This is a genomic window from Kiloniella sp. (genome assembly GCF_048259265.1).
Taxonomy (GTDB): domain Bacteria; phylum Pseudomonadota; class Alphaproteobacteria; order Kiloniellales; family Kiloniellaceae; genus Kiloniella.
In genome coordinates, this window is record NZ_JBLXHT010000011.1 from 82,478 (window position 1) to 95,798 (window position 13,321).

Annotated in this window: 14 protein-coding genes; 11 read left to right on the forward strand and 3 right to left on the reverse strand. The window is 44.7% G+C overall.

Translation table 11 applies throughout. The features are described from left to right. Positions 1 to 298: 298 nt before the first annotated feature. Entirely contained in the window at positions 299 to 520 is a 222-nt protein-coding gene (locus ACN0QW_RS16405) for a hypothetical protein (RefSeq protein WP_417432906.1), read from the forward strand. 228 nt (positions 521 to 748) lie between these two features. On the opposite strand, the gene ACN0QW_RS16410 is transcribed toward ACN0QW_RS16405, so the two are convergent. Continuing rightward, entirely contained in the window at positions 749 to 1,732 is a 984-nt protein-coding gene (locus ACN0QW_RS16410; protein ID WP_417432908.1) for a DUF2971 domain-containing protein, read from the reverse strand. A gap of 30 nt (positions 1,733 to 1,762) precedes the next feature. Further along, positions 1,763 to 2,668 (reverse strand): transcriptional regulator GcvA, encoded by a 906-nt coding sequence (gene gcvA, locus ACN0QW_RS16415; protein ID WP_299380299.1) that lies wholly within the window; start codon positions 2,666 to 2,668, stop codon positions 1,763 to 1,765. Between the two features lie 322 nt (positions 2,669 to 2,990). Between gcvA and ACN0QW_RS16420 the strand changes: the two genes are divergently transcribed. The 3 genes from ACN0QW_RS16420 (at position 2,991) to ACN0QW_RS16430 (ending at position 7,169) form a co-directional block, all read left to right on the forward strand. After that, on the forward strand, positions 2,991 to 4,178 hold the full coding sequence (locus tag ACN0QW_RS16420; RefSeq protein WP_417432910.1) for an acyl-CoA dehydrogenase: 1,188 nt from the start codon (positions 2,991 to 2,993) through the stop codon (positions 4,176 to 4,178). Positions 4,179 to 4,272: 94 nt separating this feature from the next. After that, positions 4,273 to 5,481, forward strand: coding sequence for a CaiB/BaiF CoA transferase family protein (locus ACN0QW_RS16425; protein ID WP_417432972.1), 1,209 nt, complete (start codon positions 4,273 to 4,275; stop codon positions 5,479 to 5,481). A 59-nt stretch (positions 5,482 to 5,540) separates the two neighbouring features. Continuing rightward, complete coding sequence (locus tag ACN0QW_RS16430) at positions 5,541 to 7,169, forward strand: thiamine pyrophosphate-binding protein (RefSeq protein ID WP_417432912.1); 1,629 nt, start codon at positions 5,541 to 5,543, stop codon at positions 7,167 to 7,169. 302 nt (positions 7,170 to 7,471) lie between these two features. Here the strand turns inward: ACN0QW_RS16430 and ACN0QW_RS16435 are convergent, their stop codons facing one another. After that, positions 7,472 to 7,681 carry a cold-shock protein gene (locus ACN0QW_RS16435; RefSeq protein WP_047765275.1) on the reverse strand — a complete coding sequence of 70 codons (210 nt, stop codon included), beginning with the start codon at positions 7,679 to 7,681 and terminating at the stop codon, positions 7,472 to 7,474. A gap of 412 nt (positions 7,682 to 8,093) precedes the next feature. Between ACN0QW_RS16435 and ACN0QW_RS16440 the strand changes: the two genes are divergently transcribed. From ACN0QW_RS16440 to ACN0QW_RS16470, 7 genes are all read left to right on the forward strand, one after another. Next, a complete protein-coding gene (locus ACN0QW_RS16440) occupies positions 8,094 to 8,585 on the forward strand; it encodes an MEKHLA domain-containing protein (RefSeq protein ID WP_417432914.1) in 492 nt (163 codons plus the stop codon). Between the two features lie 290 nt (positions 8,586 to 8,875). Beyond that, positions 8,876 to 9,877 (forward strand): GlxA family transcriptional regulator, encoded by a 1,002-nt coding sequence (locus ACN0QW_RS16445; RefSeq protein WP_417432916.1) that lies wholly within the window; start codon positions 8,876 to 8,878, stop codon positions 9,875 to 9,877. A gap of 82 nt (positions 9,878 to 9,959) precedes the next feature. Further along, positions 9,960 to 10,880: an NAD(P)-dependent oxidoreductase gene (locus tag ACN0QW_RS16450; protein ID WP_417432918.1), complete on the forward strand. Its 921-nt coding sequence runs from the start codon at positions 9,960 to 9,962 to the stop codon at positions 10,878 to 10,880. 4 nt (positions 10,881 to 10,884) lie between these two features. Further along, on the forward strand, positions 10,885 to 11,673 hold the full coding sequence (otnI, locus tag ACN0QW_RS16455; protein ID WP_417432920.1) for a 2-oxo-tetronate isomerase: 789 nt from the start codon (positions 10,885 to 10,887) through the stop codon (positions 11,671 to 11,673). A gap of 140 nt (positions 11,674 to 11,813) precedes the next feature. Next, a complete protein-coding gene (locus tag ACN0QW_RS16460) occupies positions 11,814 to 12,254 on the forward strand; it encodes an Rrf2 family transcriptional regulator (protein WP_417432922.1) in 441 nt (146 codons plus the stop codon). A 298-nt stretch (positions 12,255 to 12,552) separates the two neighbouring features. Continuing rightward, complete coding sequence (locus ACN0QW_RS16465; RefSeq protein ID WP_299372888.1) at positions 12,553 to 12,810, forward strand: YjhX family toxin; 258 nt, start codon at positions 12,553 to 12,555, stop codon at positions 12,808 to 12,810. A gap of 30 nt (positions 12,811 to 12,840) precedes the next feature. Next, complete coding sequence (locus ACN0QW_RS16470) at positions 12,841 to 13,269, forward strand: GNAT family N-acetyltransferase (RefSeq protein ID WP_417432924.1); 429 nt, start codon at positions 12,841 to 12,843, stop codon at positions 13,267 to 13,269. Positions 13,270 to 13,321 lie beyond the last annotated feature (52 nt).

The window sequence follows — 13,321 nt, forward strand, 5'->3', positions numbered from 1 at the left end:
GTTTCCACTTAAGAAGGTGTATTAGGAATATTGAAATAATTATTATTGAGCGACTAGAGTTTTTTTAATATTTTTAGAAAAATTTCATTGTATGAATTGGTTTTGCTTGAGTGTGTTACAAATTTTATTCTTAGATCAAGCGTACTCAGTCCTAATTAAGATCTTTTGATATATCCAATAAATTGAAGTAGAGACTGCGGCATTTTGACCAGTATCGATATCTGCAGTTGAGTTTAATATTATAACATGTATATAAAATACATGTTTAGAGAATAGAGACACATTAAAGGAGAAGCTTATGGCCTATGTTGTTCTCGCAGCCGAGCTTTTTACGGCATTTTGGTTTGTGAATTACATTCTGTTGATTTCCGGTTTTGTCAAAGAAGGGGAAAAGGCGGCTTTTCCCAGAAAAGATCCGCTGGTCCGATTTTTTATTGCCAATGCCAAGTGGGCCATCGTTGTGGGGTTGACGACTGTGTATGCGGGAACCGTTGTGTACGTGTACGGACTAGCAACATAACAGTATCAATTGCTTGTGGTCGGTAACGACCTCTTTAAACGCTGGTGATCCGCAGGTAATCCACTGATGAAAACACTAAAAAAAGGAGAGAGAAGATGCCTTTAGAAGTCGATAAATTACTTATCAAAGCCCTGACCATCAGCCTGATCTGGGTGCTTGTTCCGATGCCTTTGTATATCTGGCTTTTCCTTGATTTTCTTATCTAGATTTTACTATACGAAATATCATTTATCTCGGCCTGAAAGGTGTAGAAGATGAAGTGACTTTTGTTATTAATTTCTGTTTATGAATCATTTCTAACATTAGCTTAGTTGTGCGTTCTGATAACATTGAGGCTGAACTGGGGCCAATAATTATGCTATGAATTAGGTTTTCGAGCTTAAGCTCATAAGGCAAAACTTGGCTTAAAAGATTGAAGTTTAGTTTCAGTTTTGGCTCTATGCCACCAGGGCCATTAAAGTAACTTTTCATTTCTTTGAATTTGTTACCTTGGTCCAACTCTGGGCGATAAACCAATCTCCATTCTTGCTCTTCATGGAAACCATGATGTTTTGTAAATAGTGCAAATGTCTTTATTCGTTCAAAAAGAGCCCAGGCTGAATAATACAAATCATCAGGTTCTAACAGGTTGTGATCTTTTATTATACTTGCAAAGATAGAAACTAATTCAGCCAATTTATTTATACGATCTTCTTGAGATCCGTATGAGACTTTTCCGAGTATTAAGGGGCTATTATTATCTGGAACGATTTTAGAAGTATCAAAAACTAAAGCAACACCTTTGCCTGTATCTCCATAACCTCGCCACATTGATAACAACCCATCTGAATTATTATCTTTGTGTTCGGATAAGCAAAAAATATAAGTATTTAAAACACCTGTTTCATCTCGGCTATGGTCATAGTCATCATAGCGTTTGTTTAAGCTCTCAGAGAAAATATCAAAGTTTTTTTCAGTAGAAAGTGTATGCCTTAACTCGTGGCTTTGTAACGCCAGATTAACTCCATTGTTTACCCCAAATCGAACCTCTTCATGATCATTCATGAATAACGGGTTAGATAACCAAATTTCGTCTCGTTTTAATATTTCTTCAGCTGTAGTTAGGTTGGTGTAATGAGCTAGTAGAGGCCTGATTGATGGGTATGACTCTTCTGTATCCAAGATAAATTCATCAATAGGATTAAATAATTCGTAGATATTGTCAGCATCCATTATTTATACCTTATAGTTGTCTTGATCAGCTTATTTCTGTTCCTGTCGCGCTGCTTCGCGCAACAGCCATCGGCGGAAGGTTTGCAAGCGGGGCAGGCCGCGTTTGTTTTCGGGATAGACGAGGTAGTAGGCATTCTTACCACGGATACTGTCATCAAAAAGCTGGGTCAGAAGGCCTTTGCTTAGTTCTTCTTTAATCAAGAACGCGGGTAACAGAGCAACCCCAAGGCCCGTGAGCGCGGCATTGATAATCATATGAAATTGTTCGAACTTGGGGCCAGCAGCGGGGTTGATATCCTGTGTTTCCTTACCCCTAAGCCATTCTTGCCAGGCGTAGGGTCTGGAGCGAAGTTGCAATAGGGTATGGTGGCTGAGATCCGCGGGTGTTTTTATTTGGCCGACATCTTCTAACAGGGACGGACTACAGACCGGGATCATCTCTTCGCCCATAAGTTTGTCTGATATTGTGCCGGGCCAGTTGCTGTCCCCAAAATAGATGGCAGCATCAATATCTTCGCTCTCAAAATTAAACGCTTCGATGCGCGTGACAAGGTTCACGTTGATTTCCGGGTGTTGCGACGTAAAACGCCCCAAACGCGGGATCAACCATCGACTGCCAAAGGTGGGCAGGCACGCCAGTAATAACTCACCGCCAACACCCTGATAAGCCAGCAGGTTAAGGGTGGCAGATTTAAGTTGATCAAGGCCCTTCCTGACTTCCTGAACGTAACTGGCGCCCGCTTCGGTGAGGACTAATCTTTGTCGGACCCGTTCAAAAAGCCGGATACCCAGTTCGTCTTCCAATTGTCTGATCTGTCGGCTGACGGCACTTTGCGTTACATTTAATTCTTCGGCGGCTTTCGTAAAGCTCATGTGCCTAGCGGAAGATTCAAAAGTACGTAGCGCGGTGAGGGAGGGAACGTATCGGTATATCACGGTATTAAAGCTCAGATATCTAACAAAGAATTATTCATGCGACAGTACAGTTGTTTTATACGTAAGTCATGAGTTTAATGAATGATGTTTGGAAAAATAATCGTTGGCCTTTAAAGTCAGATAAGAGGACAATAAACTCTAGTTGTTTAACTCAACTCTTTCTCTGTCGTTGTTTCATGGGGCATTTCATCGTTCATGTCGTAAAACCTACATTTCTCTCTTTACGCCTTGAGCCAGAATTAAGTTAAGCAACTATAATATTATTAAGACGCCTAAAAATCTTGAGGCACTTCTGTGCCACGCATAGCTCGGAAAGAAGAACATGTCTGCATCTGCTAAACTTGGAAAATTCGATTGGGAAGACCCGTTCCTGTTAGACGTTCAGTTGAATGAAGAAGAGCGCATGGTCAGGGACAGTGCGCGCGATTATGCGCAAGACAAGCTGATGCCGCGTATTCTAGAGGCAAACCGCCACGAAAACTTTGACCGCGATATTATGCGTGAAATGGGCGAGCTTGGCTTTTTGGGCGCGACGATTGACGGCTATGGTTGTGCAGGGGTTAGCTATACCAGCTATGGCCTGATTGCGCGCGAGATCGAACGTGTCGACAGTGGCTATCGCTCGGCCATGTCGGTTCAGTCTTCTTTGGTGATGCACCCGATCTATGCTTACGGTTCTGAAGAGCAAAAGCAAAAGTATCTGCCGAAATTGGCGACGGGTGAATATGTCGGTTGTTTCGGTTTGACGGAACCAGATGCCGGGTCCGATCCCGGCGGCATGAAAACCCGTGCGCGCAAAGTTGACGGCGGGTACGAGCTGTCTGGCGCGAAGATGTGGATCACGAACTCACCCATCGCTGATGTTATGGTGGTCTGGGCGAAAAACGACGAAGGTATTATTCGCGGTTTTGTTCTTGAGCGGGGCATGGAAGGGCTTTCCACACCAAAGATCGAAGGCAAGTTTAGTCTGCGGGCTTCTGTAACGGGTGAAATCGTTATGGATAATGTGTTTGTGCCAGAAGAAAATATGTTCCCGGAAGTTACGGGCCTTAAAGGGCCTTTTGGATGTCTTAACCGTGCGCGTTACGGCATTGCATGGGGGGCTTTGGGGGCCGCTGAATTCTGTTGGCATGCGGCGCGTCAATATACGCTGGATCGTAAGCAATTTGGTCGGCCTCTGGCGCAGACCCAATTGGTACAGAAAAAGCTTGCGGATATGCAGACCGAAATCTCTTTGGGGTTACAGGGGTGTGTGCGTGCTGGTCAGTTGTTTGACGAAGGAAAGATTGCCCCGGAACTTATTTCCATGATCAAGCGCAATTCCTGTGGCAAGTCACTGGAAATTGCCCGAACAGCCCGTGATATGCATGGCGGTAACGGCGTCTCAGATGAATTTCATGTCATCCGGCATGTGATGAATTTAGAGGCCGTGAATACTTACGAAGGCACCCATGACGTACACGCGCTCATTCTTGGACGGGCACAAACGGGTTTACAGGCATTTATGTAAGATCGGATTCATAACGGTGACAAAGCCTTCTGATAATCAGAAAGATGTTATGCCCCAAAATGACGTATCTCATGAAGATATGCCTCATGATGACATGCCCTTGGAGGGGAATAGGGTTCTTGATCTGTCACGTGTACTAGCCGGTCCCTGGGTTGGTCAGACTTTGGCTGATTTGGGATGTGATGTGATCAAGGTAGAGCGCCCGGGTCGCGGGGATGATACCCGCGCCTGGGGGCCTCCTTTCGTGAAAACCCCTACGGGCGAGAATACGCAAGAATCTGCCTATTACATGTCCGCCAATCGGGGAAAGCGATCTCTGGCTGTGGATATGACAAAGCCAGAAGGGCAAAAAATTCTTCAGGATCTTGCTCTTCACTGCGATATCGTTATTGAAAACTTTAAGGTCGGTGGACTTAAAAAGTTCGGCCTTGATTATCAAAGCCTGTCAAAGATAAATCCCAAGCTCATTTACTGTTCGATCACAGGCTTTGGTCAGGAAGGTCCCTATGCCGACAAGGCTGGCTATGATCTGATGATACAGGGCATGGGCGGCTTGATGAGCATTACGGGGGAGGCCGAGCGACAGCCTATGAAGGTTGGCGTTGCTGTCGTTGATTTGTTCAGTGGGATGTACGGGGTTACGGGTATTCTTGCGGCGTTGTTTAAACGAGAACGAACTGGGCGTGGCGATCATATCGATATTGCTTTGATGGATTGTCAGGCCGCGATGCTTGCCAATCAGGCTACGAACTATCTGGTTTCGGGCAAGGTGCCGCATCGCAGAGGGAACGCGCACCCAAATATTTCCCCCTACGAAGTTTTTGAAACGTCGGACGGTTATATGATTTTGGCCGTTGGGAATGACCGCCAGTTCGAAGCTTTCTGTGGTGTGGCCGGGTGTGCAGAGCTTGCAGAAAGCCCTAAGTACCAGACAAACACAGCAAGAGTTGAAAACAGAGAGGAACTAGTTCCTTTTGTTCAGGAGATTTTGAGGGGAAAATCAACAGAACATTGGATTTCAGCGCTTGAAACCGTGAAGGTGCCCTGTGGACCGATTAATGACCTTTCTCAGGTTTTTGCCGATCCCCACATTCAGCAGCGCGGCATTATCAAGGAATATAGGCATCCGGACGGTGCACAGCAGCAGTTGGTTTCAACGCCGATCAAATATGGACAGGCAAAGTCTGGTGCGGAACTTCCGCCGCCGATGCTCGGTCAACACACAGACGAAGTGCTCAGTGATATTCTTGGTACGGAAAAGGATGATATTGAAAAGCTGCGAAGCATTGGGGCGATTGCATAACCAAGTGGTCTAAAAACGAATTAACAAAATAAAATCAAAAAGTTGAACAGGAAAAATTGATGGTAAATCTAAAAGAGCGTTCAGGCGGGGAAATTCTGGCTCAGGGCCTGCAAGCACATGGTGTCGATACGGTGTTCTGTGTGCCGGGCGAAAGCTATCTGGCTGTTCTGGACGGTCTTTATGATTTAACAAAAGACATCAACGTTGTGACCTGTCGGCAAGAAGGTGGCGCGGCCTATATGGCCGAAGCCTATGGCAAGCTGAAAGGAACGCCGGGTATCTGTTTTGTGACGCGAGGGCCGGGAGCAACCAATGCCTCTATCGGTGTTCATACCGCCTATCAAGATTCCACGCCGATGATCTTATTTATTGGTCAGGTGGCGCGAGATCAGGAAGATCGCGAAGCTTTTCAGGAAATTGATTATCGCCGCATGTTCGGCGAAATGGCGAAATGGGTCGCCCAGATTGAAACCGCTGATCGTATTCCTGAATATCTTAATCGTGCTTTCCATACCGCAACATCTGGTCGACCGGGGCCTGTGGTATTGGCCTTGCCTGAAGATATGTTGACAGAACTGGCAACTGTTGCTGATACCCCGCCCTACAAAAAGGTCGCATCGGCCCCCCGTCCCGAGGATATGTCTGATTTCAGGGCGCTGTTGAGTGAGGCGCAGAAACCTTTGTTGCTTATTGGCGGTGGCGGTTGGTCAAAAGAAGCCAGCCAGAATATAACGGCCTTTGCCGAAAAAAATCATCTGCCCGTTGCCTGTGCTTTCCGCAGGCAGGATGCTTTTGACAACCACCACGCTCAATATATTGGCGAGGTTGGTATTGCGCCGAACCCCAACCTTGCTGCGCGGGTAAAGGAAAGTGATCTTCTTATCGTTGTTGGGCCGCGTCTGGGGGAAATGACAACCAGCGGATATAGCTTGCTGGATAGTCCAAATACCAAGCAAAAGCTTGTGCATGTTTTGCCCGGTGCTGAAGAGCTCAATCGCGTGTTTAATGCGGAGCTGGCGATCCTCAGCGATTTGACAGCCTTTACCAAAGCCGCTTTAGGGCTGGAATCAATCGACGCACCAGTTTGGAAGGCAACGGTTGCTGAGGCACGCGCTGAGTATGAGGCATTTATTGCTGAAGAAGCTGGCATCAAAGACTTCCCGATGCACAAAATCAGTAGCTATCTGAGGGGAAATTTACCCGAGGATGCCATCATTACCAATGGTGCGGGGAACTATACGATTTGGGGACAGCGGTTTTATCAGTTTTCATCTTATCCAAGCCAGTTGGCCCCGACCTCTGGTGCTATGGGGTATGGCGTTCCGGCAGGTATTAGCGCTAAAATTACCGAACCCGAGAGAGTTGTTGTGACATTGGCCGGGGACGGCTGCTTTATGATGAACGGGCAAGAAATTGCGACTGCGGTTCAGTACAAGGCGAATGTGATCATTATCGTGGTGGATAATGGATGTTTTGGCACAATCCGTATGCATCAAGAGCGAGAATATCCTGACCGCGTTATTTCAACCCGCTTGAATAACCCTGATTTTGCCGCTCTTGCGCGGGCTTATGGGGGATTCGGAATTACTGTCGATAATGCAGATCAGTTTCCCGAAGCATTTGAACAGGCAAGGAATAGTGGCAAGCCAGCGCTTATTCATATGAAGGTGCCAAATGTGTGGGAGTAGGGCGTTGATCCAGAAGCTCTAAACAAGATTTTTAAAATAGAGAATCTATAAAGGCGGAGATTCTATAAAAGTCTCGAATCTCTTAAGTAGAGAATTTCTAAAAATGGCGAATCCCTAATAATTTGGGGCTGTGATTTTTATTACCCGCTTTTATTGGATTCTTTAGATTTTGTGACTGGATCTGTAGAGATCTCGTTTTTACGGAAAATCATAAAAGTCAAAAATCAGGCAAGAAAAAAGGGTACCTAGTCGGTACCCTTCAATCTTTTGCATAACAATCAAATTAATGATCGTTAAATGACTTACTCAGCAACCGCGATTGATGAGACAGCCATTTTGCCGTTACGGCCGCGTTCTAGTTCGAACTCAACACGTTGGCCTTCGTTCAAACCTTGTAGGCCTGCACGTTCTACAGCAGAAATGTGAACGAAAGCATCATCCCCACCAGCATCAGGCTCGATAAAGCCAAAACCTTTAGTGGAGTTAAACCATTTTACTACGCCAGTCGCCATTAAAGAGACTCCTAATTACTTAACTTGTGTGACAGCCAAAATCAGCCGTTGGTAAAGGGTTCGGCAAGGCCGGGAATCTTCTTTAGTGACCAGTGTAGGGCAGGCAGAGGAGCCGGGACTTTTAAAACCATAATAGCTTTATCTACGAATTTTAGGAAAAGTCAAGTGTTATTGAGATTTAGGCACATTAAAGTTTTGAGTAATGCCTAGATACGGCATTCTCTTGAGAGCTGGTGGCCCATTTCACAAATAAGATAATAATCGTATGCATATATTATTTGAAATATTATGATTTAAAGCAAGGGTTAATTTGGTTTCTATATGTTTTGACAACCTGTCAGGGAGAAAAGCCCGAGGAATTGTTCTTTAAAATTTAAATTTCAGGAAAGTATTTAAAAGGGGAAGATATTCAGTGCCTAAGATAAATGAATTCTCAGAGATAAGTGAATTTCAAGAACAGCATGCCAAGCGACTGGTTGACAGCTTTAAGGCTGTAACTGGTACAGATTTAATTGAGTTGAATAAGGAAAAAGGTATCGGGCAACAGCTATTCGAAGCTCCATTTGTTGTGGTATCTCATAACGGTGCGGATGACCCAGTGCTAAATTATGGGAATTCGATAGCTTTAAACCTTTGGGAAATGTCGTGGGATGATTTTACGCAAACACCTTCGCGTAAAACAGCAGAGCCTGAATTTCGGAATGATCGTGCCGCCATGTTACAGCAGGCCAAGGATAAGGGATATTTTGATAACTATACGGGTATCAGAATTTCAAGTTCAGGTAAGAGGTTCTTGATTGAAAAGGCTATTATATGGACTGTTCCTTCTGTCGAAGGTAGCGATGATCCTCGTTTACAAAAACCCGGACAGGCGGCAACCTTTAGCTATTGGAAATATTTATAAGCCTGAAGGTGTGGCGCATTTACGTAATAAAAAGTCGCAAACAAAGAAAAAAAATCATATTCATTTAACTAGATATGTTGATTAAATTTCTTAAGGTGTTGAATTATAATAAATAATAACAAAACAACTGTCGACATAAGGAATTCTTTATCTTGTTGACTAAATAAAGAATTCTTTATATGTTCATTTTGCGAATAACAAAGAATGCTGCATAATTTTTGAAATAACTACGGGTAGATGGCTGGAGCCCAATCTTGAAACGGATTGTCAGTCTGGAAAGGAAGGCATTTATGCATTTAAAAGTGTATAGTGCAGAACCACATATAAAAAGAAAAGCACCACGCAGAGACCTGCAGCGTGTTGTTATTGTCGTTCTTCCCGGTACAGCTTCTTTAGATACCAGTTTAACTATTCAGGCGTTAAAGACCGCGAATGCGGTTGCTGGTTATGCGGCTTTCCATTGGCGCATTGCAACGATGGACGGTCAGGACATTGATCTTGAAGATGGTTTTATTCTCAAGCCTGATATGGCTGTGGGGGATGACGAAGCTATCGACCTCGCACTTGTGTTTGGCGAATGGGGTGTTCGGACAGGAAAGTCTGATCACTTTATAAACTGGCTAAAGCGACTGGATCGACAGAGTGTTTATGTTGGTGCTGTTGGCGGTGCCTGCAATGAACTTGCTAGCGCGGGGTTACTGAGTGGTTATAGGTGTGCTGTGCCGTGGGCATATCATGATAGCTTTAAAGAGCTATATCCCTCTGTTGAAATACAGGACGCGCTATTTTCCTGGGATAGAAAGCGTATTACCTGTACAGGTAAAGCGGCATGTCTGGATTTAATTCTGAATATTATTGAACATCAATGCGGTACGGATGTTGCCGGACAGGTTGCAGAGGCTTTCAACTATGAAGTCAGGGGCGGGGCATCTATCCCTTTGCGCCAACGTAATCTTACCTTGCAAAAGCTTTCAGGCAAACTTGCCGAGGCCGTTCGCATTATGGAAGAAAACCTTGAAGTTTTGTTGACTGCAGAGGAAATTGCGAAAGAAATCGGTAGCTCAAAGCGACAGATAGAACGTCTATTCGCCCGCCATCTCGGGTGCAGCCCAAAGCGCTATTATAAGCGTTTGAGATTGAAACGAGCTCGTGCACTTCTACGGCAAACGGCTTTGCCTGTCAGTGAAGTAGCCATTGCTTGTGGCTTTACATCCTTTTCTTATTTCTCACGTGCTTACAGAGGGTATTTTGGGTCAACGCCGCGGGAAGATCGTCTGGCACGTGTCAGCTAGAAATTAGCTTATTTACTTTGACCTTATTCGGTAACTCTTTCAGAATGTTTCGAAATTAACAGCTGTTAGATTGTCTTATCCTATGAGTGGGTCTTCTGAATTTTCATTTGTTCCGGGAACGAAAGTGGGTGTTGTCGGCCTAGGCAAAATGGGTTGGCATTTCGCGATGCGTTTGCACAATGCCGGGGCAGAGGTGTTCATCCATTCCCGAACCCGTGATAAGGCCTCTGATCTAGAAGCGATCGGCCTTACATACTGTAAAACACCACAGGATCTTGCGCGAAACATCAATAGTGGATTTATTGTTATCTGTGTAACCGATACCCCAGCCATTGAGCAGGTGATTTGCGGTGATCAGGGGCTGTTACTGGCAATGCACACTGATACACTGGTCATTGATATGGGAACGACACAGGTTATGAATACACGAGTCCTTGCCGGAAGGGTCGATCATGTGGGGGCTGGCTACCTTGATGCACCGGTAAGTGGCGGGGCTATCGGCGCAGAGCAGGGGTCGCTCTCTATTATGGTTGGGGGTGATGAAAGCGATTTTCATCGTGCGATGCCGCTTTTTAAAGTTCTGGGTGAAAATATTAACCATGTTGGTCCCCTTGGTGCAGGACAGATTGCAAAGACCGCAAATCAGATGATTGTCGCAATGACTATAGATGCCGTTGCTGAAGCTCTGACTTTGGCATCAAAAGCTGGTGCTGACCCCGCGAAGGTTCGAAATGCTTTGTTGGGCGGTTTTGCAGATAGTCGTATCCTTGAACTACATGGTCAGCGTATGGTCGATCGCAATTTTGAACCGGGGGCTAGGGCGACCGTTCAGTTAAAGGATGTGAAGCAAGCCATGGAATTGGCTGAACATTATAGTCTTCGTTTATCCGGCTTGGAAACCGCGATGGATCTCTGGCAAGGTATGGTTGATGACGGGCTTGGGGAGCTGGACCAAGCTGGTTTTATTCGTGCTGTTGAGGAAAAAAATCAAACTAAAGGTTGATATAATGTACCGTTTCGCTGCCAATTTAAGCATGCTTTTTACCGAAGTTCCTTTTCTTGATCGTTTTAAGGCTGCGCAGGATGCAGGTTTTGAAGGGGTGGAGTTTCTTTTTCCTTATGAATGGTCAAAGCAGGACCTTAAAGCAAGGTTGGATGATACAGGGCTAGAGCAAGTGCTGTTCAACCTTCCTGCGGGAAACTGGGAAAAGGGAGAACGTGGGATTGCAGCTTTACCAGGGAGAGAAGGTGAATTTCAGCATAGTGTTGAGTTAGCGTTGGAATATGCCGAGCATTTAAATTGTCGCAAGTTACATGTGATGGCTGGTATTTGTCCGGAAGATGAAACACTGGAATCCTGTTTTGAAGTTTATCTCGCCAATCTGGCTTATGTTTGCGAGCAGGCGAAGGCCGCAGATGTTATGGTGCTGATTGAGCCATTGAATACGCGGGCTTCTCCAGGGTATTTGCTGTCTCATCAAGCTCAAGCACGTAAAATTATTGATCATATTGCCGCACCAAACCTGAAATTACAGATGGATCTGTATCACGCCCAAATCATGGAGGGCGACCTTTCGGTGCTGATCCGTCATCAAATGGATTATGTTGGGCATATTCAGATTGCTGGGGTGCCGGATCGACATGAACCATCTGAAGGAGAAATTAACTATGGTTGGATATTCTCTGAATTGTTAAAGGCTGAATATGAAGGGTGGGTCGGTTGTGAGTATACGCCTAAAGCTGATACGAAATCGGGTCTTGGTTGGCTCGATACGGCTCGAAAAATCTTTACCTGATTACTTGGGCCTGGAGAGCAGGAGATCGACTGAATTTTTATAGCGTCAACCTGTCCTATTGTTTTTCGTGTGGTGTGATCCTATTTTACATTGAATAAATGCTTATTGTGATATTTGTTGTTTGAGATGTTTGGCCTGAAATGAGACTTACGACCTATACTGACTATTCATTACGTGTCCTGATTTTTGTCGGACTAAAAGGTGATGAATTAACGACGATCACTGAGATTTCAGAGCGTTATAATATTTCACGTAACCATTTGATGAAAGTTGTTAATCAGCTGTCTCAGGATGGATATCTCAAAACTATTCGCGGTAAAAAGGGCGGTATGCTCCTTGCTCGTTCTCCGGCAGAAATAAATCTGGGGGATGTGGTTAGGGATATGGAAGACAATCTGGATATTGTCGAATGTTTCGACAAGAAAAAAGGTTGCTGCCAAATCGATGGTTATTGTCGGTTACAGGGAATTCTGGGCGAGGCTGTCATTGCCTTTTTTGATGTTCTATCCCGGTATACGCTTGAAGACTTAATGTCTAATAGGCAAGGCCTTCAAAAGGCATTAAACATCTCGTTTATGTAATATCTATTTGTAGACGTGCACTATTATAGGGCGGATATGATTTGTTTCATAATCGCCTATTTTTGTTTTTCTGGGATGAGCATGTGTGAAATTTTCTGCCTTGTTCGTAAATACAGATTTTGTTAGATCTATATTTGCCTGTGCAATTCTATTGTCCGCACAGGTTCTACGGAGATTTTATGTTAGAGATTGCGGTAATCCGCTAGTTCCTGAACCTCGGGAACATTTGAAACTGTTGTAACGTTCAAGCTGTGTGCTGAGCGATACCTTTTCTGTGCTCACATAAAACGAAAATCCATTGAATATTTCAAAGTATGAACAGCGTGTTTTACACGTTCTCGCTCAGGGTGGTTCTATTCACTATGAGCGGGGTGAGAATGGCAAGGTTACGAAGGTAACTTGTTATACCCGTGATGGTCATGTGCTTGCTGATTGTAACTATCGCGTTTTTCAGCGTCTGAGGAAGCGGTCCTTTGTGAAGTCTCAACAGGGACAACCCTATCGAATTACACGATTGGGTATACGGTCCGTTAGATCTCAACTGGATAACAGATAAATCAGTAAAGCTAGAAAGAAGTTAGTTGTTATGATTAGAAAGTACGAAATTGCCGATACGGCAGCACTAATTAAAATTTGGTTCGAAGCAAACAAGGTTGGTCATCCATTCCTGAGCGATGAATTTGTCGCCCAGGTCGCCAATGATATGCCGAATATTTACCTTCCCAATGCTGAAACTTGGGTTTTGGTTTTTGATCAAAATCCTGTTGGTTTCATTTCCCTCATCAATGATAAAATCGGGGCGTTGTTCCTTGATCCGGTATTTCATGGCAAGGGGTTTGGTCGGGCTTTGGTTGATCATGTGGTGAACTTGAAAGGCTCTCTGAGTGTAGAGGTCTTTGAGAAAAACAAAGTGGGTCGACGGTTCTACGATCTCTATGGCTTTGTCGAAGTTGGCCGTTATTGTCATGAGTCGACAAATGAGATTTCGCTGAAACTGACATTGGCGAAAGATTGATCAAAAACAAGGGCACTTCGCATGGAGTGCCCTTGTTCAGTTGGCTTTCTTT